This window comes from Nakamurella panacisegetis, from assembly GCF_900104535.1.
GTDB classification, from domain to species: Bacteria; Actinomycetota; Actinomycetes; order Mycobacteriales; family Nakamurellaceae; genus Nakamurella; species Nakamurella panacisegetis.
Window position 1 is genome coordinate 4,064,447 of record NZ_LT629710.1, and the last position, 16,957, is coordinate 4,081,403.

Annotated in this window: 13 protein-coding genes and 1 pseudogene; 12 read left to right on the forward strand and 2 right to left on the reverse strand. The window is 70.0% G+C overall.

Annotated features, from left to right (window positions below; all coding sequences use genetic code 11):
• Positions 1-35: 35 nt before the first annotated feature.
• The 4 genes and pseudogenes from uvrA to hisG all read left to right on the forward strand — a co-directional run.
• Positions 36-2,871: pseudogene (uvrA, locus tag BLS97_RS18275) on the forward strand (excinuclease ABC subunit UvrA); the annotation flags it as partial.
• Between the two features lie 348 nt (positions 2,872-3,219).
• A complete protein-coding gene (locus BLS97_RS18280) occupies positions 3,220-4,389 on the forward strand; it encodes a GNAT family N-acetyltransferase (RefSeq protein ID WP_090478713.1) in 1,170 nt (389 codons plus the stop codon).
• Between the two features lie 102 nt (positions 4,390-4,491).
• Positions 4,492-4,755 carry a phosphoribosyl-ATP diphosphatase gene (locus BLS97_RS18285; RefSeq protein ID WP_090478716.1) on the forward strand — a complete coding sequence of 88 codons (264 nt, stop codon included), beginning with the start codon at positions 4,492-4,494 and terminating at the stop codon, positions 4,753-4,755.
• A gap of 100 nt (positions 4,756-4,855) precedes the next feature.
• On the forward strand, positions 4,856-5,701 hold the full coding sequence (hisG, locus tag BLS97_RS18290; RefSeq protein WP_090478719.1) for an ATP phosphoribosyltransferase: 846 nt from the start codon (positions 4,856-4,858) through the stop codon (positions 5,699-5,701).
• A 58-nt stretch (positions 5,702-5,759) separates the two neighbouring features.
• On the opposite strand, the gene BLS97_RS18295 is transcribed toward hisG, so the two are convergent.
• Positions 5,760-6,551, reverse strand: a complete 792-nt coding sequence (locus BLS97_RS18295; protein ID WP_197676262.1) for a thioesterase family protein — start codon at positions 6,549-6,551, stop codon at positions 5,760-5,762.
• Positions 6,552-6,670: 119 nt separating this feature from the next.
• Between BLS97_RS18295 and BLS97_RS18300 the strand changes: the two genes are divergently transcribed.
• Positions 6,671-7,825, forward strand: coding sequence for a site-2 protease family protein (locus BLS97_RS18300; RefSeq protein WP_090478725.1), 1,155 nt, complete (start codon positions 6,671-6,673; stop codon positions 7,823-7,825).
• A 34-nt stretch (positions 7,826-7,859) separates the two neighbouring features.
• Complete coding sequence (locus tag BLS97_RS18305; protein ID WP_090478728.1) at positions 7,860-8,729, forward strand: tRNA (adenine-N1)-methyltransferase; 870 nt, start codon at positions 7,860-7,862, stop codon at positions 8,727-8,729.
• Positions 8,730-8,754: 25 nt separating this feature from the next.
• On the opposite strand, the gene BLS97_RS18310 is transcribed toward BLS97_RS18305, so the two are convergent.
• Positions 8,755-9,648 (reverse strand): hypothetical protein, encoded by an 894-nt coding sequence (locus tag BLS97_RS18310; protein ID WP_090478731.1) that lies wholly within the window; start codon positions 9,646-9,648, stop codon positions 8,755-8,757.
• A gap of 278 nt (positions 9,649-9,926) precedes the next feature.
• Here BLS97_RS18310 and arc point away from each other — a divergent pair, with 278 nt between their 5' ends.
• From arc to prcB, 6 genes are all read left to right on the forward strand, one after another.
• Positions 9,927-11,657 carry a proteasome ATPase gene (gene arc, locus BLS97_RS18315; protein ID WP_172832391.1) on the forward strand — a complete coding sequence of 577 codons (1,731 nt, stop codon included), beginning with the start codon at positions 9,927-9,929 and terminating at the stop codon, positions 11,655-11,657.
• Positions 11,658-11,782: 125 nt separating this feature from the next.
• The gene (locus BLS97_RS18320) at positions 11,783-13,483 is read left to right on the forward strand and encodes a serine/threonine-protein kinase (RefSeq protein ID WP_172832302.1); all 1,701 of its coding nucleotides are present in this window, start codon (positions 11,783-11,785) and stop codon (positions 13,481-13,483) included.
• A gap of 45 nt (positions 13,484-13,528) precedes the next feature.
• Positions 13,529-14,167 (forward strand): TetR/AcrR family transcriptional regulator, encoded by a 639-nt coding sequence (locus BLS97_RS18325; protein WP_090478737.1) that lies wholly within the window; start codon positions 13,529-13,531, stop codon positions 14,165-14,167.
• 75 nt (positions 14,168-14,242) lie between these two features.
• Complete coding sequence (gene dop, locus BLS97_RS18330) at positions 14,243-15,754, forward strand: depupylase/deamidase Dop (RefSeq protein ID WP_090478741.1); 1,512 nt, start codon at positions 14,243-14,245, stop codon at positions 15,752-15,754.
• A 152-nt stretch (positions 15,755-15,906) separates the two neighbouring features.
• Positions 15,907-16,104 carry a ubiquitin-like protein Pup gene (locus BLS97_RS18335; RefSeq protein ID WP_090478745.1) on the forward strand — a complete coding sequence of 66 codons (198 nt, stop codon included), beginning with the start codon at positions 15,907-15,909 and terminating at the stop codon, positions 16,102-16,104.
• A gap of 3 nt (positions 16,105-16,107) precedes the next feature.
• On the forward strand, positions 16,108-16,938 hold the full coding sequence (prcB, locus tag BLS97_RS18340; protein WP_090478749.1) for a proteasome subunit beta: 831 nt from the start codon (positions 16,108-16,110) through the stop codon (positions 16,936-16,938).
• Positions 16,939-16,957: the final 19 nt, after the last annotated feature.

Consider the following 16,957-nt stretch of genomic DNA (forward strand, 5'->3'; position numbering starts at 1 on the left):
GGCGCTGTCGGTGGTCGCACCTAGCATGGGGAATCGTGACTGATCACCTCATCGTGCGGGGCGCCCGCGAGCACAACCTCCGCAACGTCGACATCACCCTGCCCCGGGATTCGATGGTGGTCTTCACGGGCCTCTCGGGCTCGGGCAAGTCCTCCCTGGCCTTCGACACCATCTTCGCCGAAGGTCAGCGACGCTATGTCGAATCGTTGTCGTCCTACGCCCGCCAGTTCCTCGGGCAGATGGACAAGCCGGACGTCGACTTCATCGAGGGTTTGTCGCCCGCGGTGTCGATCGACCAGAAATCGACCTCGCGGAACCCGCGGTCCACCGTCGGGACCATCACCGAGATCTACGACTACCTCCGTCTGCTCTACGCCCGGGTCGGGCATCCGCACTGCCCGGTCTGCGGCGAGATCATCTCCAAGCAGACGCCGCAGCAGATCGTCGACCGGGTGCTGGAGATGCCCGAGGGCACTCGGTTCCAGGTCCTGGCCCCCGTCATCCGGGAGCGCAAGGGCGAGTACGTCGACCTGCTGGTCGACCTGCAGTCCAAGGGCTACTCACGGGCCCGGATCGACGGAACGGTCCACCAGTTGACCGAACCGCCGAAGCTCAAGAAGCAGGAGAAGCACTCCATCGAGGTGGTCGTCGACCGGTTGGTGATCCGGGAGAGTGCGAAGCAGCGGATCACCGATTCGGTGGAGACTGGGCTCGGACTGGCCGACGGAGTGGTGATCCTCGAATTCGTCGATCTCGACGAAGATGATCCGGGCCGCGAGCGCCGGTACTCGGAGCGCCTGGCCTGCCCCAATGATCACCCGCTGGCGCTGGACGAGCTCGAGCCGAGGGCCTTCTCGTTCAACTCGCCGTTCGGCGCCTGCCCGGAGTGCACCGGGCTGGGCACCCGCAAGGAGGTCGACCCGGAGCTCGTCGTCCCCGACGGCCGCCTGTCGCTGGCCGAAGGGGCGATCCACCCGTGGTCGGTCGGCACCACCAGCGAGTACTTCGTCCGCCTGCTCGACGGCCTGGCCAAGATCATGGGCTTCTCGGTCGACACCCCGTGGGACGACCTGCCGGCCGCGGCCCGCAAGGCCGTGCTGAACGGGTCGTCCGACCAGGTGCACGTCAGCTATCGCAACCGGTACGGCCGGCAGCGCTCCTACTACGCCGAGTTCGAGGGGGCCATCCCGTTCCTGGAGCGGCGGGCCCAGCAGACCGACTCGGAGTGGGCCCGCGACAAGTACGAGGGGTACATGCGGGAGGTGCCGTGCCCGGTGTGCAACGGCACCCGGCTCAAGCCGGAGATCCTGGCCGTCACGATCGAGCACAGCGAGCAGGGCGACGTCAACATCGCGCAGCTCGCCGGCATGTCGATCAAGGAGGCGTTCGACTTCTTCCCCGGCCTGGTGCTCTCCGAGCGGGACCGGATGATCGCCGAGCGGGTGCTGAAGGAGGTCGCGGCCCGGCTCGGGTTCCTGCTCGACGTCGGGCTGAACTACCTGTCCCTGTCCCGGGCCGCCGCGACATTGTCCGGCGGCGAGGCCCAGCGGATCCGGTTGGCCACTCAGATCGGGTCCGGGCTGGTTGGTGTGCTGTACGTCCTCGACGAGCCGTCGATCGGGTTGCACCAGAGGGACAACCACCGCCTGATCAAGACGTTGACCCGGCTCCGGGACCTCGGCAACACACTGATCGTCGTCGAACACGACGAGGACACCATCCGCACCGCGGACTGGGTGGTCGACATCGGTCCCGGTGCGGGCGAGCACGGCGGCAAGGTCGTCGTGTCCGGCCCGGTGCAGGAGCTGATCGACTCGGAGGAGTCGATCACCGGCGCGTTCCTGTCCGGCCGGCGCGAGATCGCGGTGCCGCCGGTGCGGCGACCGATCGATCCGGCCCGCAAGCTCACGGTCGTCGGGGCGCGGGAGAACAATCTGCGCAACGTCACCGTCGACTTCCCGCTGGGCACCCTCATCGCGGTCACCGGCGTCTCCGGGTCGGGCAAGTCGACGCTGGTCAACGACATCCTGCACTCGGTGCTGGCCAATCGGATCAACGGCGCCCGGACCGTGCCCGGCCGGCACACCCGCGTCACCGGCCTTGACCTGGTGGACAAGGTGGTCGGGGTCGACCAGTCGCCGATCGGACGCACGCCGCGATCCAACCCGGCGACCTACACCGGCGTCTTCGATCACGTCCGGAAGTTGTTCGCCTCGACCACCGAGGCCAAGGTCCGCGGTTACCAGCAGGGCCGGTTCTCGTTCAACGTCAAGGGCGGGCGCTGCGAGGCCTGCTCCGGCGACGGCACCCTGAAGATCGAGATGAACTTCCTGCCCGACATCTACGTGCCGTGCGAGGTCTGCAAGGGCGCCCGCTACAACCGCGAAACCCTGGACGTGCACTACAAGGGCAAGTCCATCGCGGATGTGCTGAACACCCCCATCGAAGAGGCGGCCGAGTTCTTCCAGCCGATCGGGGCGATCCACCGGCACCTCAAGACGCTGGTCGACGTCGGCCTCGGGTACGTCCGGCTCGGCCAGCCGGCACCGACCCTGTCCGGTGGCGAGGCGCAACGGGTGAAGCTCGGCAGCGAGCTGCAGAAGAGGTCAACCGGACGCACCGTGTACGTCCTCGACGAGCCGACCACCGGTCTGCACTTCGCCGATGTCGAGAAGCTGCTGATCGTCATCAACGGGCTGGTCGACAAGGGCAACACGGTGATCGTCATCGAGCACAACCTCGACGTGATCAAGACGGCGGACCACATCATCGACATGGGCCCCGAAGGCGGATCCGGGGGTGGCCTGGTGGTGGCCACCGGCACGCCGGAGGAGATCGCCGCCAACCCGGACTCGTTCACCGGTGAATTCCTGGCCGGAATCCTTCGCGGCCGGGGCGCTCCGACCGACGGCGCGGTCAACGGACGCACCCCGGCGAAGAAGGCCCCGGTCAAGGCGGTCGCTGCCGCGACCAAGGGCCCGGTGACCAGAGCGACGGCCAAGACGAACGGCAGCGCCCCCAAGGCTCCGGCCAAGAAGTCCGCGACCCGCACCATGGCCACCGTCACCATCCCGGCGCCCGTGGTCACCGCGGACATGGCGGAGGCGAAGGCCGCCGCGGCCAAGGCCCGCCGACGGGCGGCCAAACTGCGCTGAACCGGAGGCACGGCGCCGCCACCCGTCGGGCCGCGTCCTCGGGCCCGGCGGTAGCGTCCCGACGATGGAACTGCGACTGCTGACCGAGGCCGACGAGGCCAGTTCGACCCTGATGAGTCACCACGCCTTCGGATCTCCGACCGGAGGTCAGGTCGCGTTCACCATCGGTCCGCACATCCGGCGCTGGGGACTGTTCGATGGAAAGGTGTTGGCCGCCAAGGCCAACGACCGAAGTTACGACTCCTGGATCGGCGGCCGCCGCGTTCCGACGGCGGGCGTCGCCGGGGTGGCGGTCGCCCCGGAGTACCGCGGCGGCGGACTGGCCCGCCGGGTGATGACGCACCTGCTGGATCAGGCCCGGCAGCGGGGTGCGGTGATCTCCACCCTGTTCCGCACGGCCCCGGCGCTGTACCGGTCGCTGGGCTTCGAGCAGGTGGCCGAACTCACCGACGCCGCCTTCCCGGCCGCGGCGCTGCGCGGGATCCGGGCCGCGCACACCACGGTCCGCCGGGCCACCGGGGCCGATGCCGCCGCCGTCCACGCCGTGTATGCCGCGGTCGCGGCCGAGGGTTCCGGCCTGCTCAGCCGGGACGGCGACTCCTTCTCCGGTGCCGATCCGATCGCCGCCACCGACGGGTGCACGGTGGCCGAAGCGGACGGCCGGGTGGTCGGGTACGTCAGCTGGAACCGCGGCACCGGCTACTCGGGGACCGCCGCCCTGACGGTGGTCGACCTGCTCTCGACCACGGCCGACGGGTACCGCGCGTTGCTGTCCGTGGTCGGGTCGTTCGACGCCGTCACCCCGACCATCCGGATCCGCACCTCCGGCACCGACCCGATCCACTGGTTCATCCCGGGTACCGGATTCTCGGTGGAGCAGGTACGGCCGTACATGTTGCGGGTGGTCGACGTGGCCGGCGCCGTCGCCGCTCGCGGGTGGCCGACCGGGTTGACCGCCGACGTGCCGTTGTCCCTCGACGATCCCGTCTGTCCGTGGAACTCCGGGTCGTACCGGCTCGTGGTGGACGGCGGCCAGGCGCGGCTGGAATCGGTCGAACCGGATGACGAGGCCTGCGTCGTGACGCCGAGCGGACTGGCCGTTCTCTACGCCGGGGGAGTGCCAGCCGCCACCCTGCGCCGAGGCGGGCTACTGGCGGCGGGCACCCGGGCCGGCGATGCCGTGCTGGATGCCGCGTTCGCCGGCCCCCGGCCGGCCGTTCTCGACTACTTCTGACCCGCGTTCTCGACTACTTCTGACCCGCGTTCCGGGTGGGCGGAGCGAGGCGCCGGAGCCGGTGAGCGCAGGCACTGCCGGAGTCTGGGAGAATAGGTCATCGTGAAGACCTTCGACGCCCTGTTCGCCGAGTTGCTGGACCGCGCCAGCGAGCGTCCGGAGGGCTCGGGCACCGTCGAGGCCCTGGATGCCGGGGTGCACGCCCAGGGCAAGAAGTTGCTCGAAGAGGCCGGTGAGGTGTGGATCGCCGCCGAGCACGAGAGTGACGAGGCGCTGGCTCTGGAGATCTCGCAGCTGCTCTACCGCGCCCAGGTGATCATGATCGGCCGCGGTATCGGACTGGAGCAGGTCTACAAGCATCTGTAGGGCCGTGCTGCCGTCGGCGCTCCACCGCGCCGACCGGTCCGCATCGGGCCCGCTTGCGACCCCACCCTCCCGTCCCACCCGAAACAGAGAGCGTCCATCCATGTTGCGAGTTGCCGTTCCGAACAAGGGCACGCTGAGCGAGCCGGCCACCGACATGCTGCGCGAGGCCGGCTACCGCCAGCGGCACGATTCGCGTGACCTGACGGTGATCGACGCCGCCAACGACGTCGAGTTCTTCTTCCTGCGCCCCAAAGACATCGCCATCTACGTCGGGTCCGGAGAACTCGATCTGGGCATCACCGGCCGCGACCTGACGGCCGACTCCGGCGCCCCGGTCACCGAACAGCTCGGGCTCGGGTTCGGGCACTCCACCTTCCGCTACGCCGCGCCGACCGGCCGCGACTGGAAGGTGCAGGACCTGGCCGGCCTGCGGATCGCGACCGCCTATCCGAACCTGGTCCGGCAGAACCTCGCCGACCGGGGTCTGTCGGCCGACGTCATCCGGCTCGACGGCGCGGTGGAGATCTCGATCCAGCTGGGCGTGGCCGACGCGATCGCCGACGTCGTCGGATCCGGCCGGACCCTTCGGCAGCACGCGCTGGCCCCGTTCGGTGACGTCATCTGCGCCTCCGAGGCGATCATGATCACCCGGGCCGAGGGTGACGTCTCGGCTGCGGCCCGGCAGCTGATCAGCCGTCTGCAGGGCGTGGTGTTCGCCCAGCAGTACCTGATGCTCGACTACGACTGCCCGAAGGCGCTGCTCGCCGCGGCGACCAAGATCACCCCCGGCCTGGAATCGCCGACCGTCGCGCCGTTGGCCGACCCGGACTGGGTGGCCGTCCGCGCGATGGTGCTGCGGAGCAAGTCGAACCCGGTGATGGATGCCCTGGCCGCCCTCGGCGCCAAGGCCATCCTCGCCTCCGACATCCGGTCCTGCCGCCTGTAGGCCACGGACCGGGACCGGCGTCCATGTGTCCGGTCCCGGGCCGGCCATGGTCCGGTGATCAGCCCAGGATCCGCACCGTGAGGGTCTGGGCCGACCGGCCGACGGGGCCCCGCACGTCGTGCAGGACGCTCGACGTCAGGCCGAGACCGTCCGGCCCGAAGGTGACGTCGGTGTCCAGCCCGAGCCATTCCCCCTCGGGGCGACGGAACAGGTGCACCGTCAGGTCCGTGTTCGGGAACAGCACCTGGTCCGGGCGGGCCCGGACCGCCACGCCGTTGGCGGTGTCGATGACACCGAACAGCCGGGCCGTGTCCGACGCCTCGACGCCGTCGATCAGGTCGAACTTCGGGCGGATCCAAACCGTGGCCCGCCCGGGCCGACGTTCGTCGGCCGCCCTGACCTCGACCGACCGGATGTACCCGCCCGGCCAGAGGGCGGCCATGTCGAACGGCTCCAATTCGTCGGGGCCGGGGATGCGGTCGATCTCGGTCCCGGCGATGGACGAGGTGTCGGACCGGGCCAGGCGCCAGGCGGTCGCTCGTACCACCGCGCGTCCGCCGGCCGTCATCTCGGCCTCCAGCAGCTCGATGGTGCGGCCCGCGCGCACCACCGTCGCGGCCACTTCGACCTCGCCGTCCGGGATCGACCCGAGGATGTCGAAGGCCACCCGCGACATGATCAGATCGTCTCGGGGGGAGCACGTTTCCAGCACATGGGTCAGCAGACCGGACACCGGAGCCATGTGCTGCTGGTCGGCCGACCAGGCGCCCTGGGCGTGCGTGGTGGACCGGAACCGCCCGTCGTCGATGGGTTCGTAGTAGGCCGTCGGGCGGGCCGGGGATGAGCTCACCGGGCCCAGGGTAGAGCGTGACCCAGCGGGCCCCGGACGGCTACGGCCCGGCCTCCACGCCATAGCCGGCGCGGTGAAGCGGGAGCCGGTGGATCCGCCGTGCCGACTACCCTGCTGGGGTGTCCGCCGAATCGAACCGCGTCGCCCGGCCCGTGCCTCGCGGGGCGCGCCGCAGTTTCGGCATCCCGCTCGGACGCATCGGCGGGATCCCGGTCGTCCTGTCCCTGTCCTGGCTGATCTCGGTGCTGATCGTCGCGATCCTGGCCACCCCGGTGGTCGAACAGGCCATTCCCGGGATCACCACCGGTCCGGCCGTGGCCGTGGCCGTGGGGCTCGGGGTGCTGCTCGGTGTCAGCGTGCTGGCCCACGAGCTGGGGCACTGTCTGGCCGCGCGTTCGCTCGGCGTACCGGTACTGGAAGTGCGGCTCTACCTGCTGGGCGGGGTGTCCGAGCTGGGACGCCTGCCGAACACCCCGAAGGAGGAGGCGGTGATCGCCGCGGCCGGTCCCGGCGTCTCGTTCATCCTGGCCGGCGTGTTCGGGCTGCTGATCGGCAGCACGACCCCGCACACGGTGACCTGGTTGCTGCTGATCGAGCTCGCGCTGGCCAACCTAGTGGTCGCCATCTTCAACGTGCTGCCCGCGTTGCCGCTGGACGGCGGCCGGGTCCTGCGGGCCGGGGTCTGGCAGGCGTCCGGACGTCGTCGGCTCGGCACCCTGTCCGCGGTCGCGGGTGGCTACCTGATCGCCGTCGCGTTGATCGTCTGGGGGATCGTCGAGGTCGCCGGATCGACCAAGGCCGCCGTGTTGCAGGGTGGCATCGCCGTCGTCATGGCGTTGTTCGTCGGCGTCGGGGCGGCGTCGGAACAGAATTCGGACCGGGCCGTGAAGTGGCCGGCCGACGTGACGATCGCCGGACTGGCCCGCGCCGTCGTGCAGCTGCCCACCGAATCGCCGGTGCAGCTGGCGAATCAGGTGGCCGCCGGCCGCGCCGTCATCCTGACCGGGACCGACGGTGTGGCCGTTGGCCTGATGGACGAGCAGGCGGCGATCAACCTGGCCCGGACGCAACCGCAGGCCCCGGCCACCATGGTCGCGGAACCGATCACGCCGGAGATGGTGATCCTCAGTCACGACGAGCCGGCCGACGTGGCCGCGCGCCTCCGCACGGTTCGTTCCCGGCACTTCCTGCTCGTCGACGACGACGGCCGTCCGGCCGGAGTTGTGCTCTCGGCCGACATCGCCCGGATACTGAGCGGGCGCCGTCGTCGATAGGCACTCGTCGTCAGGGCGAGCGCAGTGGCGGGGGATGTCGCCCGAGCGCGTGCTCTGGGTGTCCGTTTTTGACAGGAGTGCTGTGAGCAGGGAATTCGTAGTCGGGGATCGTGTCCAGTTGACCGATCCGAAGGGCCGTAAGTACACGATGGTGCTCGAGACGGGCGCCACCTTCCACACCCATCGCGGGGCGCTGGAGCACGATGCTCTCATCGGGCAGCCGGAAGGATCGGTCGTCACGTCGGCCGGCAAGACCGACTATCTGGCGTTGCGTCCGCTGCTGACCGACTACGTGCTGTCGATGCCGCGCGGCGCGGCGGTGATCTATCCCAAGGACGCGGCCCAGATCGTGCACTGGGGAGACATCTTCCCGGGTGCCAGGGTGATGGAGGCCGGCGCCGGGTCCGGGGCGCTGACCTGCTCGTTGCTTCGGGCCGTCGGGTCAACCGGGTCGGTGCTCTCGTACGAGGTGCGGCAGGACCACGCCGACCACGCAATCAAGAACGTGGACCGGTTCTTCGGTGCGCGCCCGGAGAACTGGGAGATCAAGGTGGCCGACATGGCCGAGCACACCGGTGAGGTCGACCGGATCGTGCTGGACATGCTCGAACCGTGGTCCATGATCGACGTGGTCGCCGCGTCGCTGGTCCCGGGTGGGGTCCTGACGGTGTACGTGGCCACCACGACCCAGTTGTCGAAGGTGGCCGAGGCGCTCCGCGACCATGGTGGCTTCACCGAGCCCGATGCCTGGGAGTCGCTGCACCGACCGTGGCACGTGGTCGGGCTGTCCGTGCGGCCGGAACACCGGATGCAGGGCCACACCGCGTTCCTGCTGACCACCCGCCGGATGGCGCCCGGATTCACCGCACCGAAGCCGCAGCGCCGGCCCATGAGCACGCGGTAGCCACGTCCGCAGGCCTGGCGCGCTGCTAGCTCTTGCAGACCTTCCAGGTTCCGTCCTCCGCCCGGACCGGGAGGCTGTCGGTCTGCGTGCCGCCGGTGTCGGTGACCGAGATCGGCACGCGGCCGCTCCGTCCGGTGAGCACGGGCGCCCCGGTGATCCGGATGCGGGTGATGGAGTCGAGGTCGGACTGCGTCACCGCGGCGGCCAGGGCGGGGCAGGAGGCCGCCTGGGTGGCCGCCAGGTCGTGCGCGTTCACCGCCGCCGCGAACGCGGTGGCGGCACCGAGCGCAGCGCTCTGATCATTCGTCGAGGTGTCGCCGCCGTCGGTGGTGGTGTCCGTCCCCGGATCGGACGTGGTGTCCGTCCCCGGATCAGCCGGGGGGTTCGCCTCCGTGGTCCCGGGCGGGGCGGCGACCTCGGTGGTCGGGGCGTTCGTGGTCCCGGTTGCGGCCGGGCCGGCTGGATCGGGCATCGGACGGGCTCCGGTCGAGCTCGACGTGGTGGCCACCGGCACCGGAACCGCCGGTGGTGTGGCCGAGGTCGACCCCTTCCTGGTCATCAGCACGGTGATCACCACCGCGGCCGCGACCACCACCACCGTGAGCAGGCCGATCAGCAGCGGGCGGTTGTTGCGCGGGGCGGCCGCCGGCTCGCCGCCCCACATCGGGCCCGGTCCGAACTGCCCTCCGTAGGACGGCTGGCTCCACGCCTGCTGGTGGTACGGCTGCTGCCCGGTCGGCTGCGGCCCATAGGGCAGGTACGCCGATGGCGGTTGGCCGTACGAGGGCGCCCCCGACGGGGCCGCCGGCCAGACGTTGGTCGCCGGCTGCTGTCCATGTCCGCTGAGGTGCCCTTCGTGCGTCGGGCGGCCCCACCCGTCGTCGGACGTCTGCCCGTAGCCACTCCACGGTCCGCTCATCGTTGTCGCCCCTGCCCTTCCCTGGGTCTGCCGCGCCGACCGGAGAGGTCGGCCGTCTGGGGCTGTGACGGCCCCACATCGCCGGCGGTTCCGTCGATCGGCTGCCGGGCCGCGCGGGCGTCCCGGTGAGCGGTGGTCCCGATCCGGGCCGCGGCGCGCAGGTAGGGTTGAGTGATCTACGAGCCCACGAAAAACGGGAGGGCGATGTGACCGACGGCGACAACTCCAGCGGCCAGTACGAACCAGCACGAGACGACCGCGGGCCGGAGCACGGCTATGTGCAGAGCCCGGCCGCGCTCAGCGCGCAGATCAGGGTGCTCAACGACGAGGTGGCCCAGCTTCGCCGCCGCCTGGCCGTTGCCCCGATGGACACGCGCCCGTTGGAGCGTCAGCTGTCGGAATCGATGACCCGGATCAATGCCCTGACCGAGCGCAACGAGAAGTTGGTCCTCACCCTGCGCGAGGCGCGTACCCAGTTGCTGCAGCTCAAGGAGGAGGTCGACCGGCTGGCTCAGCCGCCCAGCGGCTACGGCGTCTACCTCAGCTCCGGCCCGGAGGGCACCGTCGAGGTGTTCACCGGTGGGCGTCGGATGCGCTTGACCGTGTCGCCGTCCATCGACATCCCGGCCCTGCGCCGTGGGCAGCAGGTGCGACTGAACGAAGCGCTCACCGTGGTCGAAGCGGGCGCGTTCGAGCTGGTCGGCGAGGTCTGCGCGTTGCGGGAACTGATCTCGGACGGGCGGGCGCTGGTCGTCGGCCACGCCGACGAGGAACGCGTGGTGAACCTGGCCTCGCCGCTGATGGACATCGCGTTGAAACCGGGTGACTCCCTGCTGGTGGACACCAAGGCCGGCTTCGCCTACGAACGGGTGCCCAAGGCCGAGGTGGAGGATCTGGTCCTGGAGGAGGTGCCGGATGTCGAGTACAGCGACATCGGCGGCCTGACCCGGCAGATCGAGCAGATTCGTGACGCCGTCGAACTGCCGTTCCTGCACGCCGAGCTGTTCCGCGAGTTCCAGCTGCGTCCCCCGAAGGGCGTGCTGCTCTACGGTCCGCCCGGCTGCGGCAAGACGCTCATCGCCAAGGCGGTGGCGAACTCGTTGGCCCGTAAGGTGGCCGCCGCCCGCGGGGTCGAGCACATCACCAGCTACTTCCTGAACATCAAGGGACCGGAGCTGCTGAACAAGTACGTCGGCGAGACCGAGCGGACCATCCGGCTGATCTTCCAGCGGGCCCGCGAGAAGGCCTCCGACGGCACCCCGGTCATCGTCTTCTTCGACGAGATGGACTCCGTGTTCCGTACCCGCGGCACCGGCGTCTCGTCCGACGTCGAGACGACGATCGTCCCGCAGCTGCTCAGCGAGATCGACGGCGTCGAGGGGTTGGAGAACGTCATCGTCATCGGCGCCTCCAACCGCGAGGACATGATCGACCCGGCCATCCTGCGGCCCGGCCGCCTTGACGTGAAGATCAAGATCGAGCGCCCCGACGCCGAAGCGGCCCGGGACATCTTCACCAAGTACCTGGTGCCCAGCCTGCCGATCCACCCGGACGATCTGGCCGAGTTCGGCGGCGACCGCCAGGCCACCGTGCAGGCGATGATCCAGCACACCGTCGAGCGGATGTACACCGAGACCGACGAGAACCGCTTCCTCGAGGTCACGTACGCCAACGGCGACAAGGAGGTCCTGTACTTCAAGGACTTCAACTCCGGCGCCATGATCCAGAACATCGTGGACCGGGCGAAGAAGTCGGCCATCAAGGAACGCCTGGAGAAAGCCGGGGCGGTGGGCTCGGGCGGTCTGCGGGTGACCAACCTCCTTGACGCCATCGTCGACGAGTTCGCCGAGAACGAGGACCTGCCGAACACCACCAACCCGGACGACTGGGCACGGATCTCGGGCAAGAAGGGCGAGCGGATCGTCTACATCCGCACGCTGGTCTCGGGTAAGCAGTCCGAGGGGTCGCGGGCCATCGACACGGCATCGAACACCGGCCAGTACCTCTAGCCAATACCTGTAGCGGACAACGCGAATCGGGCCCGTGAACGGCGTGCCCTTTGTAGAGTGCTCGACATGACCCAGCCCGCGACCGACAGTGTCGACCGCGGGCTGTGTCATCCCCGGGATGTCCGGTGACCACCGACGATCCGACGGGCCGATGGACCCCGGACTTCTCCTCACCGGTGCCGGACGACGTGCTCCCGGTCGTGCCCGGCGTGCGCCTGGAGGAGAAGATCGGCCGGGGCGGTTACGCCGCCGTCTACCGGGCCCGGCAGCTCTCGGTCGATCGGGACGTCGCCGTGAAGGTCGACGACCGTCGGCTGCTCGACGATCGGGACAAGCGACGGTTCACCCGCGAGATCGTCGCCGCGGGCGCGGTCTCGGCCCATCCGCACATCGTGACCGTGTACGACGGCGGCACCACTGCCGATGCCCACCCGTACCTGGTCATGGAGTTGTATCCGGGCGGCTCGTACGCCGACCGGATCCGGCGATCCGGGCCCGTCCCCGCCTCCGAGGTGGTGGACGTCGGGCTCGCCATCGCCGACGCGCTGGCCGCGGCGCATTCCGACGGCATCCTGCACCGGGACGTCAAGCCGGGCAACATCCTGATCTCCCGGTACGGCTCCAGCGCCCTGGCCGACTTCGGCCTCGCGGCTCTGCCGCGGGCGGCCGAGGGGTTCTCGGTGACGATGGAGTCGCTGACCCCGTCGTACGCGCCGCCCGAAGCGTTCAGCGGTTCCGACCCGACCGCGGCCATGGACATCTATTCCCTCGGGGCCACGCTCTACGCGCTGCTCCTGGGACGGGCCCCGCGAAGCGACCGCTCCGGCACAGCACCGCCGCTGGCGCGTCTGCTGTTCCTGTTGAACGATCCGCTGCCATTGCCCGACGCACCGGATGCAGCCACCCTGATGCCGATCATCTGGCGGGCCACCGCGTTCCGGCCGGAGGACCGGTACCCGTCGGCTGCGGCCATGCGGGATGATCTGGCCCTGGTCAAGGCCGGACGCCCGGCATCGTCCGTCATCCCGGTGGGCACGCCGCACACCAGGCCGTTCACGACCGGCAACCCCGGCGTACCGGCGGTCGGATCGGACGGCGGGCGCGACCCGGACCCGTCCTCGTCCGGCCCCCTCGGCCTCTTTGCGGCGAGACCGGAAGCGGCGCCGCGGGAGTCCGACACCCGCGCGCCTCGGAGCCGGCGGTGGATCGGTGCCGCCGCGGCCGTGGTGGCGATCCTGTTCGTCGCTGGGCTGGTCGTGTTCGGCGGCCGCTCCTCGACCGGCGGAGTCGCCTCGGCCGGTACGTCCGCGCGCACCCACGCGCTGGTCACGGACCTGAGCGGCCTCGCCCCGACACATTCGGCGACATCGCCGGTGACGCGCGGTACCCCGTCGCCGACCCGGACGGCCCCAACGAGTTCGAGTGCCCGATCGGCGTCGCCGACCCCGATCGCGAGCTCGGCCCGATCGCTTTCCGTTCCGGTCGCCGGCTCCTGCTGGGGCGGCTTGGTCGACATCAGCGGCACCAAGACGGCCCGCCAGATCCCCTGTTCCGAGCCGCACTACTGGGAGGCCTACGCAGCCGGACTGCTCGACCCGTCCACCCCGACGCCGTACGACGACGACGTGGCCAAGGACAAGGTGGTGAAGCAGATCTGCACCCAGAAGGCGCTCAAGTCCTACGTGGGCGCGAACGTGCACGGGACCTTCAACATCGACGTCGTCCCGCCTCGGGAACTCGCCTTCGCCCAGGGTGATCGCGCGTTCTACTGCGTCGCCAGCCGCGACGGGGCGGGTGAGGTCACCGGCTCGGTCAGGGCCGGCTGATCGACCGCTGACCGCGCGGTCAGCGGACATGGCAAGGTGGGGCGCATGACCGAGCCAACCGGGGGCACGAGCACACCACGGGTGACGGCCCGCGCCGCCCGGCGACGAGCCGAGATCGTCGAGGCGGCCCGACAGGTCTTCACCTCCCGCGGCTTCCGGGGCGGGTCGCTGGGCGAGATCGCCGAGCGCGTCGGCATCACCCACCAGGGCGTGCTCCACCACTTCGGCAGCAAGGAACGGCTGCTGGTGGAAGTGTTGCGGGACAGGGACATCGAAGATGGCCCGGGGAGCGAGACCCTGACCGGCGCCGCGTTCCTGTCGCACCTGATCGACACCGCGCGGCTGAACACGACGCGGTCCGGGATAGTCCAGGCGTACACGGTCCTCTCGGCCGAGTCGGTGACGCCGGGACACCCGGCCCAGGGCTGGTTCCGGACGCGATTCGCCGACCTGCGGTCCGAGGTGTACCAGGCCCTCCGGATCGTCGGCGGCATCGAGGTGGGCGAGGCGGAGCTGGAGCGGGGCGCGTCGGCGGTGATCGCCGTCATGGACGGACTGCAGGTCCAATGGCTGCTGGACCCGGCGGCCGTCGACATGCCGGCCACCCTGCGGATGGTGATCAACTCACTGCTCGCCGGCTGGGGGCGTCCGGCGCTGCCGCAGGAGCCGAACATCACGGCCTGACGCCCACCACGGCCACGGCCGGCTCTCGGCCCGGGGCACTAGATTCAAGGTCATGACTGCACAGGACGCGAACGCATGACCGTACGCCGCATCATGGGCACCGAGGTCGAGTACGGCATCTCCGTCCCGGGGGAGCCGGGCGTCAACCCGGTCATCTCCTCCACTCAGATCGTGCTGGCCTACGCCGCCTCGGTGGCCGCGCCCCGGGCCCGGCGGCCGAGGTGGGACTACGAGGTGGAGTCACCGCTGCGCGATGCCCGCGGCTACGACCTGTCCTCGCTGTTCGGCGGATCCGAACCGGACATCGACGACATCGGCGCGGCCAACGTGATCCTGTCCGACGGGGCCCGGCTCTACGTCGACCACGCCCACCCGGAGTACTCCGGGCCCGAGGTGACCAACCCGCTCGACGCCGTCCTGTACGACAAGGCGGGGGAGCGCGTGATGGAGCAGGCGGCCATGCTCGCGGCGTCGGTGCCCGGAGCCAAGGCGGTGCAGCTGTACAAGAACAACACCGACGGCAAGGGCGCGTCCTACGGCACGCACGAGAACTACCTGTGCCGCCGGGACACCCCCTTCCCGTCGATCATCGCCGGTCTGCTGCCGTTCTTCGCGTCCCGGCAGGTCTTCGCCGGAGCGGGCCGGGTCGGGATCGGGCCGTCCGGGGCCACGCCGGGGTTCCAGCTGGCCCAGCGGTCGGACTACATCGAGGTCGAGGTCGGGCTGGAGACGACGCTCAAGCGCGGCCTGATCAACACCCGCGACGAACCCCACGCCGACGCGGACCGCTGGCGGCGCCTGCACGTGATCATCGGTGACGCCAATCTGGCCGAGACGTCCATCTACCTCAAGGTCGGCACCACCGCCCTGGTGCTGTCGATGATCGAGGCGGGCTGGCCGATGCCGCTCGAACTCGAACATCCGGTGTCCGCGGTACACCAGATCTCCCACGACCCGACCCTGAAGACGACGGTCAAACTGGCCGACGGACGGTCGTTCACCGGCGTCGACATCCAGATGGCGTACCTGGAGGCGGCCCGGGCCTTCGTGGCGCACACCTACGGCGACGACGTCGACGCGGACACCAAGGACGTCCTGGCCACGTGGGCCGACGTGCTCGACAAGCTCGCGGACGATCCGATGCGGCTGGCCGACACCCTGGACTGGCCGGCCAAGCTCCGCCTGCTGGAAGGTTTCCGGAGCCGGGACGGGCTGGCCTGGGGGGCATCCCGGCTGGCCCTGGTCGACCTGCAGTACGCCGATGTGCGGCTCGACCGCGGCCTGTACAACCGGTTGGCCTCCCGCGGCGCCATGAAGCGGCTGCTCACCGACGAGGCGATCCTGACCGCGATGACGGTTCCGCCCGAGGACACCCGGGCCTACTTCCGCGGGCGCTGTGTCTCCAAGTACCCGGACCGGCTGGCGGCGGCGTCCTGGGATTCGGTGATCTTCGATGTCGGCCGGGAGTCGCTGGTCCGGATACCGACCATGGATCCGACCCGCGGGACCAAGGCGCACGTCGGGGCCCTGCTGGACGCCGCCGCCGACGCCGGTGAGTTGGTCGACGCCCTCACCAAGCGCTCCTGAGCCGACTGCTCCGGCGCGGGCGTTACCCGGTCGTGTCCGGCAGCGCCGAGGCGCAGTCGGGGTGGCTGGGTAAAGTCGAACACAGCGCCGACGAACGGACCGTATCCTCTCGTCTTTCACGCAGTGCGGCGCCCTAGATTTGGGAGATCGACATGGCACAGGAACAGACCACGCGGCAGGGCGGCGGGGATTCCGACGACGACGGCGACGCCGCGAGCGGAGCGGCCGGTCAGGAGCGCCGGGAGAAGCTCGCGGCGGAGACCGACGACATCCTGGACGAGATCGACGGCGTGCTGGAGTCCAATGCCGAGGACTTCGTCCGTTCGTACGTGCAAAAGGGCGGGCAGTGAGCTTTGAAGGATTCCAGCTGGCCGATCGCGGCGGTCCCGGCGGCCTATCTGACCCCAGGCCCTGGCTCGTTCACCGAATTCCTGGCCAAGGCCGAACCACATCTGTTGCCGGGTAACCGTGCGCACCCGGTGGCCGATCAGGTACCCCACGGCACCACGATCGTTGCCCTCACCTGCGCCGACGGTGTCGTGCTGGCCGGTGACCGCCGGGCCACCATGGGCAATCTGATCGCCCAGCGGGACATCGAGAAGGTGTTCGTCGCCGACTCCCACTCGGCGGTCGGAATCGCCGGCACCGCCGGTCTGGCCGTCGAGATGGTCCGGTTGTTCAAACTGGAACTCGAGCACTACGAGAAGATCGAGGGCGTCCGGTTGTCGTTGGACGGCAAGGCGAACCGCCTGTCCACGATGATCAGGGGCAACCTCGGGGTGGCCATGCAGGGGCTGGCCGTCGTGCCGCTGTTCGCCGGCTTCGACATCGACCGGGTGCCGACCTCCGAGGCCGGGCGCATCTTCTCCTACGACATCACCGGTGGCCGGTACGAGGAATACGACTTCTACGCCGTTGGCTCCGGGTCGATGTTCGCCCGGTCAGCCCTGAAGAAGCGGTTCGAGCGCGGTGCCTCGCTCGACGTGGCGGTCAAGGCGGCCGTCGAGGCGCTGTACGACGCGGCCGACGACGACAGCGCCACCGGCGGCCCGGATCTCACTCGCAAGATCTATCCGATGGTCATCGTCGTGACGGCGGCCGGAGCTCGTCGTCTCCCCGAGGCCGAGGTCGGGGCCGTGTCCGAGTCGGTGGTCGCCGGCCGGATGATCAACCCCGGCGGCTGAGCCGAGTCCGTCCGCCCCG

Excerpts from the sequence above, each read along its gene's own strand:
- BLS97_RS18280 (WP_090478713.1), top strand. The coding sequence starts at position 3,220 with ATGGAACTGCGACTGCTGACCGAGGCCGACGAGGCCAGTTCGACCCTG.
- hisG (WP_090478719.1), top strand. The coding sequence starts at position 4,856 with ATGTTGCGAGTTGCCGTTCCGAACAAGGGCACGCTGAGCGAGCCGGCC.
- BLS97_RS18305 (WP_090478728.1), top strand. The coding sequence starts at position 7,860 with ATGTCGCCCGAGCGCGTGCTCTGGGTGTCCGTTTTTGACAGGAGTGCT.
- BLS97_RS18310 (WP_090478731.1), bottom strand. The coding sequence starts at position 9,648 with ATGAGCGGACCGTGGAGTGGCTACGGGCAGACGTCCGACGACGGGTGG.
- BLS97_RS18325 (WP_090478737.1), top strand. The coding sequence starts at position 13,529 with ATGACCGAGCCAACCGGGGGCACGAGCACACCACGGGTGACGGCCCGC.
- dop (WP_090478741.1), top strand. The coding sequence starts at position 14,243 with ATGACCGTACGCCGCATCATGGGCACCGAGGTCGAGTACGGCATCTCC.
- BLS97_RS18335 (WP_090478745.1), top strand. The coding sequence starts at position 15,907 with ATGGCACAGGAACAGACCACGCGGCAGGGCGGCGGGGATTCCGACGAC.